Raw genomic sequence first — 20,485 nt, forward strand, 5'->3', positions numbered from 1 at the left:
GACAATTAAATAATTAATCCTAAACCAATCCTGTAAAAAGCAATTATTCGTGAGAAAATTCAACAAGTACGTTTCTGTAGGCAGAAAACATTTTGGATTTGGAAATAAAGCCTTGGTATTTCCCCTGTTCAAGCACGGGCAAATTCCATGCACCTGTTTCAGTAAAAACATCCATTACATTTTCCATGGAATCAGTTATGCACAAATGAGCGGGAGCTATGCTCATAATATCATCCACAACAATGGTTTGATATTGTTCCGGATCAAACATAATGTCACGAATGTCATCTAGCATAACTATACCAAGAAAATGGTTCTCTTTATTTACCACTGGAAAAATATTTCGCTTTGAACGTGCTATCACTTTAATCAGTTCCCCTAAGGTATCTTCAGGATTCACACTTTCAAAGTCATTTTCAATAACTTCTTTAATTTTCATGAGTGTGAGTACGGCTTTATCCTTGTGGTGAGTGATTAACTGTCCTTTCTCGGCCAATCGTTTAGTGTAGATTGAATGTGGCTCAAAAAACCTGGCTGTAACAAGGGAAACTCCTGATGTTATCATCAAAGGAACAATTAGCTGATAGCCTCCGGAAAGCTCTGCAATTAAAAACAATGCCATAAGGGGAGCATGTAAAATTCCGGCAATTAATCCGGCCATTCCTGCAAGGGTAAAATTAGTTTCAGAAATAGTAAATGGAAGGTTCATCATATTAATAACCCGCGCCACTAAAAAACCTGAAATTCCACCCATTAAAAGCGATGGTGCAAATATCCCCCCTGCTCCTCCACTCCCAATGGTAAGTGCAGTTGCAAAGGGTTTAAAAAGGATTGCCAGAAATAGAAAAGCAACAAGAATATAATTGTTTTCTCTTTGGCTAAAAACAAAACTATGTTCAAGTAATTTTCCCGGAGCCTGCGAGAGCAAAGAAGAAATACTATCATAACCTTCACCAAACAAGGGAGGAAGAAGAAAAATAGCTAAGCCAAGAAATATTCCTCCAAAAACTGCTCTTATATAATCATTCTGGATTAGCTTTATTTTTTTCTCCACGAACATTTCAGTTCTGGTGAAATAAACTGAAATTAAGCCGCAAAGCAAACCAAGTAGTATAAAAAAAGGAACATCACTGGAAACAAAAGCATCCTGTATTTTAAAATTAAACAAAAGCTCCTCTGCGAAAAACAGTTTAGCAGTTACAGTACCTGTAATTGAAGCCATTAAAAGTGGTATGAGCGATGCTAGTGTGAGATCAAGCATAAGGACTTCCAGGGCAAATACAAGGGCGGCAATTGGAGTGTTGAAAATGGCAGCAATAGCTCCTGTTGCGCCACATCCAATCAACAATAAAATATGCTTGTACTCAAGTTTGAAAAGCCTGCCAATATTTGAACCAATGGCAGAACCTGCAGAAACAATAGATGCTTCAAGACCAACAGAGCCACCAAAACCAACTGTAAAAGCACTTCCGATTACGGGAGAATACATTTTATGCCGTTTTAAAAATCCTTTTCGCCTTGAAATGGAAAATAAAATACTGCTTATTCCATGACCAGCTTTTTCTTTAATGAAAAATTTAAAGAAAAAAACTGTAAGTAAAATTCCTATAAAAGGAAGGGCAAAAAACAAGTAATTCTCATTGGCATCTTCGTAATTTTTTACAATTTTTTCACGAATATAATGGGTAAGCGTCTTTAATATTACTGCAGCAATACCGGCACAAAAGCCAATTAAAACACTTAGAATTAATACAAAGGCCTTATTGCTAACATGGAGGTTACGCCATTTGAGGAATCTTAAAAGAAGGGGTTTCATTTAATTTTTATCTTTAGCTATAATCCACAATAAATAGTTTTAACTTTTAATCTTTTAATATTATTCCTTAAAAAGGGTTTCATCTAAATTTAATTTTTATTCTTTAGAAAAACCAGTTTTTTAACTCTTTATGATTTGTAATAAACACAAAAAATAAATAACATTATACCTTTAGACCTGAAAGGTGTAGGTAAAAGCTCTTTTTCACTTAAGTATTATCCTTCCCAGCTGATCGGAAAGTATTTTTTTAATTTGAATTAAATCACTTTGCTGCTTCATTAGAATCATTGTTTCTTCAAAAGATTCTTCCAGTTGAATTGTCAGTTGATTCTTTTCAAGCATCTGGCTTATCTTTTTAATTTTCAAAGAGTATATTGCACCAAGAACAAGCCTTTGCAGCTTTTCCTGCTCATTAACAACATAAATCTGGTGCTTTTTCCATCCTTCACTAAGTTCGTATTCATGGCTCAATAAATTTATACTTGTTCCACTTACCAAAAGATCCGCATTAAAAGTAAATACACTCTGCTCGGGAGCTATCTTTTCTTTTGTGTAAATTTCTGTATAAATGGCATAAATCTTTTGATATTGTTCAGTTTCAAAAACCAGGTTATCTTCCTCAAGAGCATCAATAACCATTTGAGCAACCGTAGAAACACTTACTGCAGGCTGACCATCCTGATCCTTCCCTTCTATTTCAATTGTAGAGGCTCCATAATTTAAAAGAATCCTTATGATGTCCTTTTCCTGTGGTTCACAAAATGGTTTAAAATTTTCCTCCTGTATTATTTTTTGCTCTGATATGGATTGCTTTACTGCTGTATTTTCATTTAAAACCGAATCACTACCGTCTTTATTTATTTTATTCTTTCGGATTTTATTCAGTTCATTAATTAATGTTTGTTCAGCTACTCCAAGAATAGTGCTGGATTCTTTAACATAAACAGAACGAATGATTGCATCAGGAATAAGGGCAATGGTTTGAACTATTTCGCGGATTAATTCTGCACGTTTAATTGGGTCATCTTTGGCATCTTTTAATAGCAAGTTTGATTTAAATTTAATAAAATCCCTGGCACTGTTTTCAATGAATTCTTTTAACTGTTCGGGAGAGTGACTTTTAGCATAGGAATCAGGATCCTGTCCATCAGGGAACAAAACAACTTTTACATTCAGGCCCTCCTCCAGAATTAAATTTATTCCTCTTAAACTGGCCTTAATTCCAGCCTCATCGCCATCAAATAAAATACTGACATTGTTGGTATATCGTTTTATCAATTTTATTTGTTCCACAGTAAGCGAAGTACCAGAAGAAGCAACAACATTTTCAATACCTGCTTGATGAAATGAGATAACATCTGTATATCCTTCAACCAGGTAGCAATTGTCCTGGTTTATTATCGCCTTTTTTGCTTGCCATGCACCATAAAGGACTTTGCTTTTGGAATAAATATCCGTTTCAGGGCTATTGATGTATTTTGCGGTTTTCTTACCTGTTTGTAGTATTCTTCCACCAAAGGCAATTACCCTTCCTGAAAGATTATGGATTGGAAACATTACTCTGCCTGCAAAGCGATCAAAAAAAATGTCCGTTTCAGAATTCGGATTTTCTTTTTCAATAAGTAAGCCCGCCTTTACTAGGTAATGGGGTTTATATCCTTTTTCAAGGGCATCCTTTACTAAAGAAGTGCGGTTTTCAGGACTATAGCCTAACTGGAATTTTTCAATTGTGTCTCCCCGGAATCCCCTTTCTTTGAAATAACTTAAGCCTATGGACTTTCCCTCCTCAGTTTCAGTGAGATTTTTAATAAAATATTTATTTGCAAATTCACTAACAACAAAAAGGCTTTCTTTCTCATTAATTTGTTGTTGCTGTTCAAGACTATATGATTCAACTTGTTCGGCTAACTCAATGTTGTATTTTGAAGCTAGATACCGCAAGGCCTCCGGATACGAATAATGCTCATGCTCCATTACAAAATTAACAGAGTTACCTGCCTTTCCGCAACCAAAACATTTATATATTCCTTTGGCAGGAGAAACGGTGAAAGAAGGTGATTTTTCGTTATGGAATGGGCAATTTCCCAGAAAATTAACTCCCCGTTTTTTTAATGCTATAAAATCTCCAATCACCTCATCTATGCGAGCGGTTTCAAAAATTAATTCTATAGTTTCCTTTGGAATCACGGCTTAGAGTTAGAACAGGTAAAATTACGAAATCCATCCGTTTTATAGTCCTGTTGCTGATATTTTATTATTCTTTTAAAATATCTGGCTTTGTTTGCAGTGGCCATCTAATTTTGGTGAAAATCTATATAGGCGATAAAAAATTATAGATTTTAATGCCAGAAATTTAATCTTTATTATACAAGGAGTCTGTAATCTTTATTACAAATGACAATTCATGTAAGGCATATTTGTCCCTTTCGAAAAGGTGTTTAAGTTTAACTTTTTTTATCTTCCCTAATAAAAAACAGATACTTTTAAAAAATTAAATCTGTTTTACTTTTAGATGGATTAGAGAATCAATTTTTCTACTTAAATAAAAACTAAATAAAATTAAAATTCTATGTTTCTAAAACACCTTTCCCTTTTTGTATGTTTCTGGCTTTTTTCTCTCTTTATCAATTCTATATCAGCACAAACGGGTGTAAATATTCATATAATTCCTGCCATTCACGGTTTGCATCAAAAAAACGTCAATTATAATTATGATTCATTATACTCTGAAATAAAAAAGATAAACCCTGATTTCATTATCGTAGAAATACGACAAGAGGATATGGGGCAGGATACAAGCTATTTGAAAAAAAATTATCCCGGAGAAATGTGGATTATGCGGTACTGGTTTAGCAATAAAAAACATTTTGGGATGGATTGGTTAGGAAAGGATTTGCAGGACAAACCAATTCCAGATAATTATTGGGCAGAGAAATCTGATTTAAAAAAATGGGAAAAGGAATTGGATAAAGATTCTAGTCTAACTACAAAATTACAGGCTTGCGAAGAAATTCAATTCATGCGAATTCCAACTTTAACAGAAGGAAGCTTCCTGGACATTACAAATGGGGAGGATGAAAAATTAACATTGCAGTATTATCAATGTCTTGATAGGGTTTTAACGAATACCAAACATAGCAGAATTACTGAATTTTACCAATTACGCAATTACACTATGGCAGAAAGAATAGCTGAAGTAGTTAAAAAAAATGGAGAAGGAAATTATGTTGTTCTTACAGGAGTTGATCATATCCCATTTATAAAAATATATTTGTTTAAAATGGGATTAGGTTCAGCAATTAAAACTTGATTTTTCAGATCTGGTCAAATACTTTTTCAAATAGAGAATTAAAAAAAATACCTGATTAATTAAGTAAAAACAAGTGCTTTTAATTAATTAATCAGGTATTATTAAGAGAACATTTTCTCCTTAATTTACAATATTATTTCCCGTCTTTGCAAGTGCATGTACCATCATTGTAGAAGGCAACACTATTGCAATTGTTTTTATTTGATGCTTTTGATAATTTTCCTCCGCATTCGGTTTCATTAAAAACCTGGGTTCCTTTATCATTAACGGCAGTGCAGGTTTCACATTTCTTACAGGATGTTGCAAACATCATTGCAAATAAAACAACTGGAATTAAGAGTGTCTTTTTCATAATTAAGGGATTAGGGTATTTTTATTAAAAGAAAATTAAACAATTGGGTCAAATTTAAAACAATTTTATAAATACTGCCTTTTTATGCTGGATAAAGTAGGAATTTATAGTAAAATATTACTTCTATTTTACTTCCCAATCTTTTTGCAAAATTTAGAAATTACTCAACAGTAACGGACTTAGCAAGATTTCTTGGCTGATCTACATTACATCCTCTCATTACAGCGATATGGTATGCAAGCAATTGAAGAGGAACCACAGAAATAAGTGGAACTAGAATTTCATCGCTTTCAGGAATTTCAATGATAAAATCGGCAAGCTCTTTTACCTCGGTATCTCCTTCGGTAACAACGGCAATGATTTTGCCTTTCCTGGCCTTAACTTCCTGAATATTGCTCAAAACCTTTTCATATGAAGTTCCTTTGGTAGCAATAACTACCACGGGCATTTCTTCATCAATTAGTGCGATAGGTCCGTGCTTCATTTCTGCAGCAGGATACCCTTCGGCATGAATATAAGATATTTCCTTAAGTTTAAGTGCACCTTCCAAGGCAACTGGAAAAGTATAACCTCTACCTAAATATAGGAAATTACGCGAATCTTTAAAAATATCAGCAATGTATTTAATCTGGTTATCCGTTTCAAGCACCTTTGCAACCTTATCAGGAATCGATTGAAGATCTACTAAAAGCCTGTTATAATTGGATTTAGAGATTGTGCCTTTTTTATAGCCTAATGAAAGTGCCATTAAGGTAAGTACAGTAACCTGTGCAGTGAATGCTTTTGTGGAGGCAACTCCAATTTCAGGACCAGCATGAGTATAGGAACCTGCATGTGTAGTGCGGGGAATAGATGATCCTACAACATTACAAATTCCAATGATTGTTGCACCCTTTGATTTGGCCAGTTCAATGGCAGCAAGAGTATCAGCAGTTTCTCCAGATTGAGAAATTGCTATTATCACATCATCTTCATTTATTATTGGATTTCTATACCGAAACTCAGAGGCATATTCTACTTCAACAGGTATTCTTGCCAAATCCTCTATTAAATATTCTGCTACTAAACCTGCATGCCAGGAAGTACCACAAGCAACAATGATAATACGCTTGGCATTTACCATTTTTTTCTCGTAATCTGCAATTCCTCCAAGTGCAACAATGCCTTTTTCCAAATTAAGGCGTCCTCTCATACTATCTAGAATAGAACGTGGTTGCTCATATATTTCCTTAAGCATGAAATGCTCATAGCCTCCTTTTTCAATAGCCTCTAACTTCATTTCGAGCTCTTGAATATAAGGAGTCTTTACTTGATTCTTAATGTTTACTATTCTTAAATCCGCGCCTCTTTGAATTACTGCGATCTCCTCATCTTCAAGATAAACTACATTTTTGGTGTGTTCAATAATTGGAGTTGCATCAGAGGCAAGAAAATATTCATCTGCCCCTATTCCAATAACTAAAGGGCTACCTTTTTTAGCGGCAATCAATTGATTTGGATTATCCTTTGAAAGCAAAACAATGGCATAAGCACCAATAACCTCATTTAAGGCGATTCTCACTGCTTCAAACAAATCCACTTTTTCATTTACCTGGATATCTTCTATTAAATGAATAAGTACCTCTGTATCCGTATCACTTAAAAAATGATGGCCACGTTTTATCATTTCCTTTTTCAGGGAAGAATAGTTTTCAATGATCCCGTTGTGGATCATTACCAGGTTCTTTGATTCTGAATGATGCGGATGCGCATTTACATCATTTGGAGCACCATGAGTTGCCCAACGTGTATGGCCAATTCCAATTGTTCCAGAAGTGTTTTTTCCATTAATGAAATCTTCAAGGTCAGAAACTTTTCCTTTGCATTTATAAACTAACAGTTCACTGTTAATCATTGCCACTCCTGCACTGTCATAACCACGGTACTCCAGGCGTTGTAATCCCTTTATTAAAATAGGATAAGCTTGTTTTCCTCCAATATAAGCTACTATGCCACACATAATCTTTATAGTTTTGTGTAAGTAATTTGCAATCTCATTCTCTTATCTTCCTCTGCTGCTCCTCCATAAAGAACAACACGGTTAGCATTTGCTGCAGAACCTGAGGGAAGCAAAAGCAAATCATAATTTGGCTTGCCTTTTAATGTATACAACAAATGTCTGCCAATATTAAATCTATACTCCTTTGTAGTGGCATTGTAAATTCCACCATAATGGTCACTTCCTTCAAAAAAATCAGGAATTTCCAAAAACCTTCCAAGGCTGTCGATAGCTACAATTCTTAATCTTGCCGGGGGAGGATAATTTAAATTATCATCCTGGGCCTTAATAATAAACTCAGCTTTATTAATAACCAGGTTACCCTCTTCTAAAACAGTTGTAAGATCAGGCAATTTGATTTTTGTTCGTACCCCACCCATTGATTGGACATAAACTAATTTTTGGTTTTCATTAGGATCTGCAAGTGCTGTAGCTACTTCACTACCGGTATAATCTAAATTAAAATTATTGACCCTTACTGAATTCTCATTGATAACAAAATCAAATGTTTTTTGAACAGTATCTTTATAGTAAAGTGTCATTTTTGAATCTGCAGAAAGCAAGTCAAAAGATAAAATTGAACCATTTCCAGGAACTGCATCAACATCAGGCTTAACATAAAAACCTTTGAAGAAATTCAAAAAACTTTCATTATTAACAAAATGTGATGGATCGGCATTTAACAGACTTTGACCAAAATCATTGTTAAGCTTAATGTTAATTTGGGAAGAAAGTGCGGATGGGATAAAATTCTGAATACTTCCAATTTCCATAGCGGAAAATCCAATGGCAGAATTTGAATAGTATGAATTGGTCCTTGCCAGTGCTTGAGTAATTTCGTATACCCTAAATGTTTGTGGGGTAGAACTATTTCCATAAACCGTATGGTATTTCAAAGTTAAAACAATTGAATCCACAACTGAAGCAGAACTAAAAACAACATTACTGGTAAGCAATCTTACCTGAGAATAAAAAGAGGCCTGTGCTTTTCCAAAAACAGGATCATAACTGCTGCCAGCAAGATTGTAAACTGTTTGATCGGTCCTGATAGAATCAGGACCAAGAGTGGAGGATTCCGGGTTTCCAATTGAAAATGCAGCATCTATACGCTCTCCAGGAGGCTGAACTCCCAAGTCTATTAAATCTTCTGGTTTTCGGCAAGAGGCTTGAAACAAAAAAATTGCTGCAAAAAAGATAGCGGGCAAATAAGCCCGCAAATCTTTTGAAAAACAAATGATAAAATTTATCTTATTACTCTTCTGCAAGCGCAGGCTCCATTTCCAAAACTTCATCATAAAATGTTGAGTAAGCATCAATATAAGTTTCAGCTGGGTGAAAAGCCAGCATTGGTTTGTTGGTTTCTTTAATAAATTCCTCAATGTCGGTATTGATTTTTTCAGAACCAATAATAACAGCATCAGCCATTGCAATGGCTGATTTATTAATATTTACAAAGTTAGGGGTTTTTAGCATATGAACATCCTGATCGCTAATTCCCTCAATTTTCAACTTTTTGGCATAATCCATACTCAGGCAGCCATCAAATTCATTGTCATAAACAGAATAAACAATTTTAGAATTGGCAAATATTGGATCCTCTTTGAAAGCTTTTCTAAGGTAAAGTGGTACAAGTGATGTTAACCATCCGTGACAATGCACGATATCAGGAGCCCATCCTAATTTCTTAACGGTTTCCAAAACTCCCCTGCAAAAGAAAATTGCACGCTCGTCATTATCCGGACAAAAAACTTCTTTTTTATCGTGTAACATCGTTTTGCGGTTGAAGTATTCTTCATTGTCAATAAAATAAACCTGCATTCTGGCAGATTGTATTGAAGCAACTTTTATTATTAAGGGATGGTCTGATTCATCGATAATAAGATTCATTCCCGAAAGTCTGATTACTTCATGAAGCTGATTTCTTCTTTCATTGATACAGCCATATTTTGGCATAAAAACCCTGATTTCTTTACCTCTTTCCTGGATTCCTTGTGGTAATTTTCGAGTGAGTAATGAGAGTGGTGTTTCTTCTAAGTAAGGAGTGATTTCTTGTGAGATAAAAAGAACTTTAGGTTTTTTCATTTTTAGAAATTTTATTAAGCAATACAAAAGTACTACTTTTTTTGCTCATATTCAAGTTTTAATATTAGCTTTGCCGATTTTTCAACTTTCTTATCGGAGTTATTGCAATAAAATAAGTTATTTTCCTTTTAAATACTAGCTATTTAGCCAATTTAAAATGAATGTTGTTAACAACATAACCGCCTTAAATCACATTCTTGAAGATTTTCGTTTGAAAAATCTAAAAATTGGTTTTGTACCAACTATGGGAGCTCTTCATCAAGGACATGCCTCATTGATAACAAAAGCGCTTAAGGAAAACGAAGTGGTTGTTTGCAGTATTTTCGTAAACCCCAAACAATTCAATGATAAGGATGATTTAATTAATTATCCAAGAACGCCTGAAGCAGATATTATATTACTTGAGAATTTAGGTTGTCAAATCCTTTTTGCCCCTTCAGTGGAAGAAATGTATCCTTTTGAAATCACAGGGAAAGAAAAGCCGGCTTATGATTTGGGTGGGTTGGATAAAATAATGGAAGGATTTTACCGTCCTGGCCATTTTCAGGGAGTGGCCTTGGTTGTTCACCGTTTATTTGAATTGGTAAGACCTCAAAGGGCATATTTTGGAACTAAAGATTACCAGCAAGTGGCAATAATCCGAAAATTAACTTCTGATTTACAGTTACCAATAGAAATAATTTCTTGCCCCACTTTAAGGGATTCCGATGGCGTAGCTATGAGTTCAAGGAATAAAAATTTAAGTCCGAAAGCCCGTAAAATGGCTGCCCATATTCCAAGAATACTTAATCTTGCAAGGGAGAAGGCCGGTTTACTTAGTGTTAATGAATTAAAGCATTGGGTTGAGAACGAAATTAATAAAACAAATTTCTTAACCCTTGATTATTTCGAGCTTGCAGATGCCCAATCTCTAACACCCTTGCAAAAATTGAATCCCAAAGGCAATAATGTTGGCTGTATTGCCGTATTTGCTCAAAAGGTGAGATTAATTGATAATATTATCTTATAAATTTCTAATTTTGCAACTATTATGCAAGTACAGGTTTTAAAATCAAAAATACATCACGTAAAAGTTGTGCAGGCAGATCTTAATTACATTGGTAGTATTACCATTGATGAGGATTTAATGGATGCTGCCAATATTATTGAAGGCGAAAAAGTACATATTGTAAACCTAAACAATGGCGAGCGTTTGGAAACATATGTTATAAAAGCCCCACGTAATTCAGGAATGGTATGTTTAAACGGTCCTGCCGCAAGAAAGGTAGCTGTTGGGGATATTGTTATTGTAATTTCCTATGCATTAATGGATTTTGAAGAAGCAAAAAAATTCAAACCAACAATTATTTTTCCTGATAGCGAGAAAAACCGGTTAATTAAATAATCATTTTGAAAAACACGGTTTTAAACATCTTAAAATTCACTCTTCCGCTTCTTCTGGGCTTTTTACTCATATGGTATATTTACAAAGACCTCTCCATTGAAGATAAACAACATATTTTAGAATCCTTTAAAAGTGCTGATTACTCCTGGATATTTTTATCTATGTTTCTTGGTATTATCAGCCATTTGAGTCGTGCAATCAGATGGGGGATTTTGCTTAAACCAATGGGTTACACTCCTCGTGTTTTAAATAGTTTTTTTGCCATTATGGTTGGATACCTTGCAAACATGGCTTTTCCCCGACTTGGAGAAGTGTCAAGATGTGCAGTTATGACTAAATATGAAAAAATTCCTTTGGAAAAGGCTTTTGGAACTGTAATGGCGGAAAGAGTCATAGACCTTGTTATTCTTTTATCGCTCACTGTTTTTACAATTACAAGTCAAATAAATCTTTTAGGAGGATTTTTAAAAGACGAAATCCTAATCCCACTTACTACTAAATTTGCAGGAAACCAGACAGACAAAATAATATATCTTGGAATAACGACACTGCTTGTAATGGGTATTATTTATTTTATTAAAAAGCGGATAAATAAAATATATGCCAAATTAAAAAGCTTATTGTCTGGCTTTGGCGAAGGCTTTAAAACAATATTTAAAATTAAAAACAAAGGTCTTTTTATTTTTCATTCCATACTTATTTGGGTATTGTATTTCTTTATGCTGTATGTTTGCTTTTTGACTTTGCCTCAAACAAGTTCAGTAAGTCTTGGAGGAGTACTTTCTTGTTTTATTTTTGGTAGTTTTGGCATAATTGCAGTTCAGGGAGGCATAGGCGCTTATCCTGCAATATTAACTAAAACCCTTTTGCTTTATAGTGTGGCAGCCCCTTTTGGTTTTGCCTTGGGCTGGATAGCATGGACTGCTCAAACCGTAATGATTCTAATTCTTGGTGTTGTTTCGATTATTTTATTACCTGTTTTAAATAAAAATTCATTAAAAAATGAAGAAAGAAGCGATTTTAAGGTCGAAAATATTTCAGCGTGAACAACTCTTAAAACAGATAAACGCCTGGAGATTTCTTAATAGGACAATAGTATTCACCAATGGATGCTTTGATATTCTTCATAAAGGTCACATTGATTATTTAATGAAAGCAGCGGATTTGGGCACTAAGCTTGTAGTTGGAATAAACACTGATGATTCGGTAAAAAGGCTGCAAAAGGGGAAAAACCGTCCTATTCAGGATGAAGAATCAAGAGCTATGATTATGGCCTCCTTGTTTTTTGTTGATGCAGTTGTTCTTTTTGATGAAGACACGCCTTATGAACTAATTAAAACCTTACAACCTGATGTTTTGGTAAAAGGCGGGGATTATACCATTGAAACGCTTGTTGGAAGTGATATTGTTAAAGCCCATGGAGGAGAAACAATAATTCTAGATCTTTTAGAAGGTTTTTCAACTTCATTAATTGAAAAGAAAATTCTGGGATAATTTTTCCATAAACAATAGTTTGTAAATTAAAATTGATGGAAGCTGGAAGGTATACCATATGAAACATCAATAAATAAAGATAATTTTCTTCACCCTTTAAATTCCCGATTACTCTAATCTATCTATTTAAATGAAAGTAAAAACAACCTTTTTTTGTCAGAATTGTGGAGTTTCCTCTCCCAAATGGCAGGGAAAATGTCCTTCATGCAATGAATGGAATACTTATGTGGAGGAAGTTGTAGTTAAAAAAGAACCGGGACAAATAAATGTGCTTGGGAATAAAAGAGTAGCCAAACCTATTCTTGTATCGGATGTTAAAATTTCTAAAGAACATCGTATTCCAGTATATGATAAGGAATTAAGCAGGGTGCTGGGAGGAGGAATTGTTCCAGGATCACTTATATTGTTTGGTGGAGAGCCAGGAATTGGTAAATCAACCCTTATGCTGCAACTCGCACTTAACATGAAAGACCAAAAGGTTCTGTATGTATCGGGTGAGGAAAGTGAGCAACAAATCAGGATGAGGGCGGAAAGAATAGGAATTAAAAATGAGAAATGTTATATACTTACTGAAACTTCCATTCAGCATATTTTTAAACAAATTGAAACTCTTGAACCCGATATAATCATCATTGATTCTATACAAACTATCCATACCGCAGTTATTGAATCTTCTCCCGGAAGTGTATCTCAAATAAGGGAATCGACTTCCGAACTTCTCCGGTTTGCAAAGGAAACCAATACACCTGTTTTTTTAATCGGCCATATAACAAAAGATGGACAACTGGCAGGCCCAAAGGTATTAGAGCATATGGTTGATACTGTTTTGCAATTTGAAGGTGATCGGCATCACATCTACCGTTTATTGCGAACTGTAAAAAATCGCTTTGGCTCCACCAATGAATTAGGAATTTATGAAATGCAAGGTACCGGTCTACAGGAAGTTAATAATCCTTCTGAAATACTTATAACGAATAGGGAAGAACCCGTAAGTGGAGTAACTATTGCCGCAACAATTGAAGGAATGCGACCAATGTTAATTGAAACCCAGGCTCTTGTGAGTTCTGCCGCTTATGGAACACCTCAGCGTTCCTCTACCGGTTTTGACCTTAGAAGGCTAAGTATGCTTCTTGCTGTTTTGGAAAAAAGATGTGGCTTTAGATTAGGAGCAAAGGATGTATTTATAAATATTGCGGGAGGATTAAGGGTTGAAGACCCAGGAATGGATCTAGCACTGGTTTGTGCAGTGCTTTCTTCCAATGAAGATATTCCAATTTCCCCGCGTTATTGTTTTTCAGGCGAAGTAGGCTTATCAGGTGAAATTAGGCCGGTAAACAGGGTTGATCAAAGAATATCAGAGGCTGAAAAACTGGGGCTGGAAAGAATTTTTATTTCAAAATACAATAAAAAAGGGATTGACAAAAAACATCAGATCGAAATTACTTATGTAGGTAAAATCGAAGAAGTTTTTACTCATTTGTTCGGCTAATCTGTATATTCTATTTTTCTAAACCATAAGAGTTAACTATTGGGATGTTTGCGCATGAAATTGTCCAAAGAATAAGCTCCTGAACCATAAATCAGAAAAGCAATATTTGCTAATAAAAGAGCTATAGAAACCAGAACATGTGCATAGTGATAAAAAATTCCCATTTCAGGAACTCCCGCAAAAACAATTGCCAGAATAAGTATTGGAAACGTAAGCAGTAAGGGAATTCTTATTGACAGGCCAAGGGCAACCATTATTCCTCCTACCACATGGGTTAAAACTATATAGTGCAAAATGGCGATACTTAAAAAATTCTGGCTGATTCCTCCAGAAACAATGCTTATATTTTCTGGTGATATTAAAGGCTGTATTCCTTTTACAATTAACATTATTCCCAATGCTACTCTAAAAAGGTCAACCCAGGCAGGATGATGTTTATCACCCCAACCGACTATTTGTTCAAATGTGTTCATGAGTGTAAGTATTTGAATAAAAGAATATCAAAAAACATGCTAAACAAAACCAAGCTGCTATTTTAGGTGTGGGTTATTTGGATTATTAAAGGAACAATAGTGTTAGGGGTGGTTTTACTTATTTCAAATTCGCCATTTTTTATACTGAAAAAATAATTAGTGGAGGAACAAAGAGATTTAAAACAGGATATAATGTTAAGTGTCCGTTGGGGATTTGAATAAAAAAAAACCGGCTAGAGTGATGCATCTAGCCGGGTTTTTTGTAACTATTCAAAGATATTTATTCCTCGTCATGGTGAACTCCACCTTCTCCATGAACGTGCCCATGAGTTATTTCCTCTTCCGTTGCAGTTCTTACTTCAAGAACTTCTCCAACAAAACGAAGGTCTTTTTCGGCAAGGGGATGGTTGAAATCCATTGTAATTTGTTTATCACTGATATCCTGTACCATTCCATTTAATTTGTTTCCTTCGCTGTCCACCATTGGAAGGTAATTTCCAACCCTTACCATTTCATTGTCCATTTCTCCTTCTGAATTTAAAAAAGCCTCAATAGGGATATGGGCTACATTATCCTTTTCACGCATGCCATAACCATGCTCAGCAGCAATTGTAAAGTCGAATTTTTCACCTGGTTTCAGTCCTTTTAAATTGCCTTCAAAAGCTTCAAGTAAACCTCCAGCACCAAATAAGAATACAAAAGGATTATTTTCCTCGGTTTTCTCAATCAATGTTTCAGCATCATCTTCTTTTACTGATAATTCGTAAGAAACAGAAACTACTTTTTTATCTTCTACTACCATAATAGTCTTTTTTGAGTTAATAATAATTGTAAAGATAATGAATCTGATTTATTTAAAAAACTTTTCAAAGTCGACATCTTTTGATTAATTTTATATATACTTAAAACAATAAAAACACCCTTAATAATAAACACCCAAAATGCCAGAATATTCCGGAAACATCTCTTCAAAATTGCCTAAAGTTGGCGCTAGTATCTTTTCAGTAATGTCAAAACTTGCACAGGAACACAATGCAATTAATCTTTCACAAGGTTTTCCAGATTTTGATTGTTCTCCTGAATTGCTTTCCCTGGCAAATAAATATTTTAATAAGGGAATAAACCAATATGCCCCCATGGCCGGCATACTACCCTTGCGAGAGGCAATTGCCAAAAAAACAGAAGATCTTTATGGAACCTTGTATGACCCGGAAACAGAAATTACTGTAACTTCGGGAGCAACACAAGCAATTTATACGGCCATCACCGCTACAATTAAGGAAAATGATGAGGTGATAATTTTTGGGCCGGCTTATGATTGTTATCAGCCTGCAGTTGAGTTAAATGGAGGAAAACCTGTTTATGTTAAATTAAACTCCCTTGATTTCAGTATTAATTGGGAGGCAGTTAAAAAAGTGATCAATAACCGCACAAGGATGATCATTATTAATTCACCACACAACCCAACAGGAAATGTTCTTACTGAAAAGGATATGCTATCCTTAGAAAATATAGTAAAGAATACAAATATTATCATTTTAAGTGATGAAGTTTATGAGCACATTATTTTCGATGGAAAAAAACATTTAAGTGTTTGCAAATACCCTTCCTTAAATGAAAGGAGTTTTATAATATCCTCATTTGGTAAAACCTACCATACCACAGGATGGAAAATTGGTTATTGCCTTGCCCCTGAAAAGCTTATGAGCGAATTCAGAAAAGTACATCAATATATTGTTTTTAGCTGCAATACACCCCTTCAATATGCCTTTACTGATTACCTTGCAAATAAAGAAGCATATACAGGATTGGGGGCTTTTTATCAGCAAAAGAGAGATCATTTCAATTCCTTAATAAAAGATTCCCGCTTTTCATTAATCCCCTCATCGGGCACCTATTTCCAGCTCCTTGATTATAAAAAAATAACCGATAAAAAAGATACTGATTTTGCAATTACATTAATAAAGGAACATGGAGTTGCTTCTGTTCCCGTTTCAGTTTTTTACGGAACCCCGGTTGATAATAAAGTGTTGAGATTTTGTTTTGCCAAAAACAATGAAACATTGGAAAAAGCAGCAAAAATATTATGTACAATATAAACTTTTATGCCAGAAGAACTTAAAATATCGCTTGTTCAAACCGATTTACATTGGGAAAATCCAGAAAAAAATCTGCTCATGCTTTCTGAATTAATAGCAATGGATAAAGCAAATGTAGACTTGATTGTTTTACCTGAAATGTTTAACACTGGCTTTACAATGAAATCAGCTTTATTTGCAGAGGAGATGAATGGAAACACTATGCAATGGATGAGAAATACCGCCAATGAAAAAAATTGTGTTATTACAGGGAGCTTAATCATAAAAGAAAATGAAAATTATTACAATCGCCTTATTTGGATGCAGCCAAATGGGGATTTTCATAGCTATGATAAGAGGCATTTATTTAGAATGGCAGGAGAGAACGATAATTTTACAGCAGGAAGGGAAAGGCTTATAGTTCATTTAAAGGGTTGGAAAATTTGTCCTTTAATCTGTTATGACCTTAGGTTTCCTGTTTGGAGCCGTAATAAAAATGATTACGACCTGCTTATTTACATTGCCAATTGGCCGGAAAAGCGAAGTTATGCATGGAAAAATTTATTAATTGCAAGAGGCATTGAAAACATTGCTTATGTAGCAGCTGTAAACAGGGTAGGTGCTGATGATTCTGAAATGATGTATTCAGGAGATTCTTCCATTTTGGATTTTACTGGTAATTACATTGCCTCCTCCATTCCATACAAGACGGAAGTTATAACAATTGAATTGTCATTTGAAGAATTAGAAGTATTTCGTCAAAATTTCCCTGCACACCTTGATGCAGATGAGTTTGAAATAAAACTTTAATTATTTTATTTCAAATCTTTTTCAGAAGGCCCTTGATTTACCCCCCTTTCCAGCTCTCCTTCAACTATCCACTCCAGATCCATATCCCAGTTTGGCCTTACAGTGATTGCGGAGGTATAATAAACAACCTTTTCTGGTTGCCTTTTATCCATATAATCTCCAGTGTCCCATTTCCCATTATTGTTCTCATCATAGGTTATCTTAAGGTTATAGGCCCCAGGATTAAGGAAGAGGAATTCTACTGTTTCATTATGTTTAACAACCTGTGTTCGTAATGCACTTTGTTTATCTTTACTTAACTCAATAATAAATTGATGTTGCTTTTTAGGAACGGTTAATGTTAGCATAATTGTTCCGTATGATTCAGCCGTACTGAATTTAAACTCATTGATAATGGTATCATTACTCAAATTGAAAATATCAATGAAAGTCCCCGAAGGGATAAACAGTTTATAGAGGGAATCCTCCTGCCAGGAATGCATTATTTGGAATTCTCTTGAAATAGTATCAAGAACACGTGTTTTAAATGTTAGGGTATCATCCCCTCTTGACAATATTACTTTTGAAAAATCATAACTAGCGATAGGATGAGAAAAATTAATGGTTAAGTTATTATTTAAATCAAGGGGAACACCTCTTCCTGCATTAAATGTTGCATCCAACAATAAGGGTTTTGATTGGGAAGCCCGGCCTTTTTTTATCCCTTTGCTATTCGTTTCCTTTTTGCCAATTGCAATTTCAAAAGTATCCTGTATGGTTTTATAATCATTTACAATAAGCGCAAGCGAATCCATGCCTTCAATATCTGTTAACCAATATGAAATAGTATCTCTGTTTAGCGATGTTTGTTCCAAAAACCAGGCTTTTTTGAAACTATGGTTTAGGGGTGTAATTGAGACTCTATCTACTGGCAAATTAAATTCAAAAGTAAACTTGCCATATTGTTCGGCATAGGCTTTCTTAATAAATTGCTTTTTAGATTTTTCTTCGAATAAATTCATATTAACTATTCTATTTGCAGTGTCTAAAATTAGAAGGCTGTCAGAAAAAGAAATTAACTCTCCGGGTTGATCGTATAAAAGATTGTTGTTTAAATCCTTTAATGCAAATTGCACATAACGCCCTGCTTTAATGTTATTAAGGGCATATGTGCCATCCTCTTTTGTTCTGCTAATATAAAGGGGTTGTTCTTTATATGGGATCGAATCTCTGTAATAAACAGTGGTATCCTTATAATAAATTGAATCCTCAATATAAGCATATAACATCACTGCTACATCTTTTTCAGGTTTTGCATCGCTTGCGTTTTTAACAATTCCCGAAACTGAAAGTGAGTCCAAAAAATATCCTGTTGAGAATACAAATAAATTTGAATCAAGTGGATTTCCTTCATTCAAATCCACAATGGATTTTCCGAAATTAAAAGAATAGGTAGTACTATCAAGCAAATCTTCATTGAACTGTAAAATCAATGATTTCCCCTTGAGTTTAACACTGGGTTTTTTACTAAGGGGGGGAGAAATTATTAATTGGCTATTTAAATCTTTAAGCTGCACATATTCATCAAAGGTGAGGGTGAGGGAATTTCCTTTAAATCCGGTGGAGAAATTCTCTGGCGTGCTCTTACTAATTTTAGGGGATGCTGTATCTTTATCTCCTCCTGTGGGCGATACCACTTGTGCACAGGCAATCAACAGGAGCATAATAAATACAATAAAACTTTGACCTGCAGCAGGCTTGATATTTTTCCTGAAATTCATTCCGCATTAAAACGTATAAAGCATAGTGTTGTTGTTTGCTTTTCGCTGTATGTTTTTCTCTATTATTTTCACTATTTCTAAAAGATATCTTTCATCTGTTTTGTCAAAAGTGGCAATAAATTCACTATCAATATCCATTACCATAACCACTTTGCCTTGTGAATCAAATAATGGCAGAACAATTTCAGATTTAGAAGCAGCATTACAAGCTATATGACCAGGAAACTTATCTACGTCTTCTACAATTATTGTTTTCTCATCTTCCCAGGACTTTCCACATACGCCCTTTCCCTTTTTAATTCTTGTACAAGCAACAGGCCCCTGAAAAGGCCCAAGCACCAATTCATGGGCTTTTACAATATAAAATCCAACCCAGAAAAAGTTCATTCCATATTTAATCCCAGCTGCAAGGTTAGCCAAATTAGCAATAAGGTCATTTTCTCCTTCCACTAATGACTTAAGCTGTGGAATCAACAATTCATACTTTTCTTTTTTATTTGAATTACCAGGAATGGATATGTTTTCTGCCATGGCTGTTTTTTTGGCAAAGATGGTGAAATTTTTAAAGTGGCAGCATGGTATGTTTATTCGACTTCAAAAATAATTGCTTTTTTGAATAAATTAAACAACCAAGGAACCAGGAAAAGAAGCAAACCAGGTGCCTGTATAACTTATGGCTTTTCCGACAATTCCTTCACTTTTTCCAAAGCTTTTGGAAAAGTTTCGTTAAAATAATCTTGAAAATCTGCGAATGCATCTAACTCAACTATTAACTTGGTAAATTCTCCTTCATTTTGAAGCAAGTAATTTTCCAATGAACCTGTCCATGTACTTGTTTTTTCATCAATTGGCTGCTCTTTGCTGTTTTTTACTTCTCCTATGTGTTTGAAGGCCATAAATTCATTAGGCCTGTTGGTAACTATTTCGCTATACATTCCATCCCCTTTAGGGGTAAGGAATAAAACTTTACTGCCTTCTTTCCAATCAGTTTGGACATATGAGCCCTGGCTAAAAACACTTGTCCATACTCTATATGATTTATCGTCCCACAAAACACTCCAAATTTTTTCTTTGCTAGCTTTAATATTAATTGAAAACTTAAGTTTTTTCATATGTATATATTTGTTTTTTAACTGTCGTCCCGATTTATCAGTACACCATGTATATTCATTCTGTTTTTTGTATAGTAAGTGCATGGCTATTTATAGTCTTTTATAAAAATAACGAATCAATTTGATCCAATTATTTACACTACTACTAAGTAAAACAGCTTTTTGATTCTAGTTTTGAATATAAATTATTTTGCCGGTGTTCCCACGTTTGTTTTAAAAAAAACACTTAAAGGAATTCTTAAAAATCTATAGGCGGCAAGTTTTTCCTTGATTTCAGGAGAGGATTC

19 protein-coding genes are annotated in these 20,485 nt (G+C 34.5%); 8 read left to right on the plus strand and 11 right to left on the minus strand.

From position 1 onward, the window contains the following. Positions 1-43: 43 nt before the first annotated feature. Together H0V01_13730 and dnaG are read right to left on the minus strand one after the other, a co-directional pair. Positions 44-1,816: a chloride channel protein gene (locus H0V01_13730; GenBank protein MBA2584439.1), complete on the minus strand. Its 1,773-nt coding sequence runs from the start codon at positions 1,814-1,816 to the stop codon at positions 44-46. Between the two features lie 204 nt (positions 1,817-2,020). Beyond that, a complete protein-coding gene (dnaG, locus tag H0V01_13735; protein ID MBA2584440.1) occupies positions 2,021-4,003 on the minus strand; it encodes a DNA primase in 1,983 nt (660 codons plus the stop codon). 382 nt (positions 4,004-4,385) lie between these two features. On the opposite strand from dnaG, the gene H0V01_13740 reads away from it, so the two are divergent. Further along, positions 4,386-5,126: a hypothetical protein gene (locus H0V01_13740; GenBank protein MBA2584441.1), complete on the plus strand. Its 741-nt coding sequence runs from the start codon at positions 4,386-4,388 to the stop codon at positions 5,124-5,126. 133 nt (positions 5,127-5,259) lie between these two features. Here the strand turns inward: H0V01_13740 and H0V01_13745 are convergent, their stop codons facing one another. From H0V01_13745 to H0V01_13760, 4 genes are all read right to left on the minus strand, one after another. Further along, positions 5,260-5,478, minus strand: a complete 219-nt coding sequence (locus H0V01_13745) for a hypothetical protein (GenBank protein ID MBA2584442.1) — start codon at positions 5,476-5,478, stop codon at positions 5,260-5,262. Between the two features lie 160 nt (positions 5,479-5,638). Further along, on the minus strand, positions 5,639-7,477 hold the full coding sequence (gene glmS / locus H0V01_13750; GenBank protein ID MBA2584443.1) for a glutamine--fructose-6-phosphate transaminase (isomerizing): 1,839 nt from the start codon (positions 7,475-7,477) through the stop codon (positions 5,639-5,641). 5 nt (positions 7,478-7,482) lie between these two features. Then, positions 7,483-8,649, minus strand: a complete 1,167-nt coding sequence (locus H0V01_13755) for a DUF4270 domain-containing protein (protein MBA2584444.1) — start codon at positions 8,647-8,649, stop codon at positions 7,483-7,485. A gap of 118 nt (positions 8,650-8,767) precedes the next feature. Next, positions 8,768-9,598 (minus strand): glycogen/starch synthase, encoded by an 831-nt coding sequence (locus H0V01_13760; GenBank protein ID MBA2584445.1) that lies wholly within the window; start codon positions 9,596-9,598, stop codon positions 8,768-8,770. A gap of 157 nt (positions 9,599-9,755) precedes the next feature. Between H0V01_13760 and H0V01_13765 the strand changes: the two genes are divergently transcribed. From H0V01_13765 to radA, 5 genes are all read left to right on the plus strand, one after another. After that, a complete protein-coding gene (locus tag H0V01_13765) occupies positions 9,756-10,607 on the plus strand; it encodes a pantoate--beta-alanine ligase (protein MBA2584446.1) in 852 nt (283 codons plus the stop codon). A gap of 21 nt (positions 10,608-10,628) precedes the next feature. Continuing rightward, positions 10,629-10,982 (plus strand): aspartate 1-decarboxylase, encoded by a 354-nt coding sequence (locus H0V01_13770; GenBank protein MBA2584447.1) that lies wholly within the window; start codon positions 10,629-10,631, stop codon positions 10,980-10,982. Between the two features lie 5 nt (positions 10,983-10,987). Then, positions 10,988-12,028 carry a flippase-like domain-containing protein gene (locus H0V01_13775; protein ID MBA2584448.1) on the plus strand — a complete coding sequence of 347 codons (1,041 nt, stop codon included), beginning with the start codon at positions 10,988-10,990 and terminating at the stop codon, positions 12,026-12,028. Continuing rightward, positions 11,985-12,476, plus strand: coding sequence for a D-glycero-beta-D-manno-heptose 1-phosphate adenylyltransferase (rfaE2, locus tag H0V01_13780; protein ID MBA2584449.1), 492 nt, complete (start codon positions 11,985-11,987; stop codon positions 12,474-12,476). The genes H0V01_13775 and rfaE2 overlap by 44 nt, the downstream gene beginning before the upstream one ends. 130 nt (positions 12,477-12,606) lie before the next feature. After that, the gene (gene radA / locus H0V01_13785; protein ID MBA2584450.1) at positions 12,607-13,965 is read left to right on the plus strand and encodes a DNA repair protein RadA; all 1,359 of its coding nucleotides are present in this window, start codon (positions 12,607-12,609) and stop codon (positions 13,963-13,965) included. A 32-nt stretch (positions 13,966-13,997) separates the two neighbouring features. On the opposite strand, the gene H0V01_13790 is transcribed toward radA, so the two are convergent. Both H0V01_13790 and H0V01_13795 read right to left on the minus strand, forming a co-directional pair. Then, entirely contained in the window at positions 13,998-14,438 is a 441-nt protein-coding gene (locus H0V01_13790) for a DoxX family membrane protein (GenBank protein ID MBA2584451.1), read from the minus strand. Positions 14,439-14,718: 280 nt separating this feature from the next. Continuing rightward, positions 14,719-15,240, minus strand: coding sequence for a peptidylprolyl isomerase (locus H0V01_13795; GenBank protein MBA2584452.1), 522 nt, complete (start codon positions 15,238-15,240; stop codon positions 14,719-14,721). Between the two features lie 139 nt (positions 15,241-15,379). Here H0V01_13795 and H0V01_13800 point away from each other — a divergent pair, with 139 nt between their 5' ends. Both H0V01_13800 and H0V01_13805 read left to right on the plus strand, forming a co-directional pair. Then, entirely contained in the window at positions 15,380-16,537 is a 1,158-nt protein-coding gene (locus tag H0V01_13800; GenBank protein ID MBA2584453.1) for a methionine aminotransferase, read from the plus strand. A gap of 6 nt (positions 16,538-16,543) precedes the next feature. Next, complete coding sequence (locus H0V01_13805) at positions 16,544-17,326, plus strand: amidohydrolase (GenBank protein MBA2584454.1); 783 nt, start codon at positions 16,544-16,546, stop codon at positions 17,324-17,326. Between the two features lie 5 nt (positions 17,327-17,331). On the opposite strand, the gene H0V01_13810 is transcribed toward H0V01_13805, so the two are convergent. The 3 genes from H0V01_13810 to H0V01_13820 form a co-directional block, all read right to left on the minus strand. Beyond that, positions 17,332-19,086: an Ig-like domain-containing protein gene (locus H0V01_13810; protein MBA2584455.1), complete on the minus strand. Its 1,755-nt coding sequence runs from the start codon at positions 19,084-19,086 to the stop codon at positions 17,332-17,334. A 6-nt stretch (positions 19,087-19,092) separates the two neighbouring features. After that, positions 19,093-19,617, minus strand: a complete 525-nt coding sequence (locus tag H0V01_13815) for a GAF domain-containing protein (GenBank protein MBA2584456.1) — start codon at positions 19,615-19,617, stop codon at positions 19,093-19,095. A 140-nt stretch (positions 19,618-19,757) separates the two neighbouring features. After that, the gene (locus H0V01_13820) at positions 19,758-20,198 is read right to left on the minus strand and encodes an SRPBCC domain-containing protein (GenBank protein ID MBA2584457.1); all 441 of its coding nucleotides are present in this window, start codon (positions 20,196-20,198) and stop codon (positions 19,758-19,760) included. Positions 20,199-20,485 lie beyond the last annotated feature (287 nt).

It is taken from the genome of Bacteroidota bacterium (assembly GCA_013696965.1).
In the GTDB taxonomy this organism is placed as follows: Bacteria; Bacteroidota; Bacteroidia; order JACCXN01; family JACCXN01; genus JACCXN01.

Coding starts and splice junctions, on each gene's coding strand:
- H0V01_13740 (MBA2584441.1), top strand. CDS start 4,386: ATGTTTCTAAAACACCTTTCCCTTTTTGTATGTTTCTGGCTTTTTTCT.
- H0V01_13815 (MBA2584456.1), bottom strand. CDS start 19,617: ATGGCAGAAAACATATCCATTCCTGGTAATTCAAATAAAAAAGAAAAG.
- H0V01_13820 (MBA2584457.1), bottom strand. CDS start 20,198: ATGAAAAAACTTAAGTTTTCAATTAATATTAAAGCTAGCAAAGAAAAA.
- rfaE2 (MBA2584449.1), top strand. CDS start 11,985: ATGAAGAAAGAAGCGATTTTAAGGTCGAAAATATTTCAGCGTGAACAA.
- H0V01_13800 (MBA2584453.1), top strand. CDS start 15,380: ATGCCAGAATATTCCGGAAACATCTCTTCAAAATTGCCTAAAGTTGGC.
- H0V01_13770 (MBA2584447.1), top strand. CDS start 10,629: ATGCAAGTACAGGTTTTAAAATCAAAAATACATCACGTAAAAGTTGTG.
- H0V01_13810 (MBA2584455.1), bottom strand. CDS start 19,086: ATGAATTTCAGGAAAAATATCAAGCCTGCTGCAGGTCAAAGTTTTATT.
- radA (MBA2584450.1), top strand. CDS start 12,607: ATGAAAGTAAAAACAACCTTTTTTTGTCAGAATTGTGGAGTTTCCTCT.
- H0V01_13805 (MBA2584454.1), top strand. CDS start 16,544: ATGCCAGAAGAACTTAAAATATCGCTTGTTCAAACCGATTTACATTGG.
- glmS (MBA2584443.1), bottom strand. CDS start 7,477: ATGTGTGGCATAGTAGCTTATATTGGAGGAAAACAAGCTTATCCTATT.
- H0V01_13745 (MBA2584442.1), bottom strand. CDS start 5,478: ATGAAAAAGACACTCTTAATTCCAGTTGTTTTATTTGCAATGATGTTT.
- H0V01_13795 (MBA2584452.1), bottom strand. CDS start 15,240: ATGGTAGTAGAAGATAAAAAAGTAGTTTCTGTTTCTTACGAATTATCA.
- H0V01_13790 (MBA2584451.1), bottom strand. CDS start 14,438: ATGAACACATTTGAACAAATAGTCGGTTGGGGTGATAAACATCATCCT.
- H0V01_13760 (MBA2584445.1), bottom strand. CDS start 9,598: ATGAAAAAACCTAAAGTTCTTTTTATCTCACAAGAAATCACTCCTTAC.
- H0V01_13730 (MBA2584439.1), bottom strand. CDS start 1,816: ATGAAACCCCTTCTTTTAAGATTCCTCAAATGGCGTAACCTCCATGTT.
- H0V01_13765 (MBA2584446.1), top strand. CDS start 9,756: ATGAATGTTGTTAACAACATAACCGCCTTAAATCACATTCTTGAAGAT.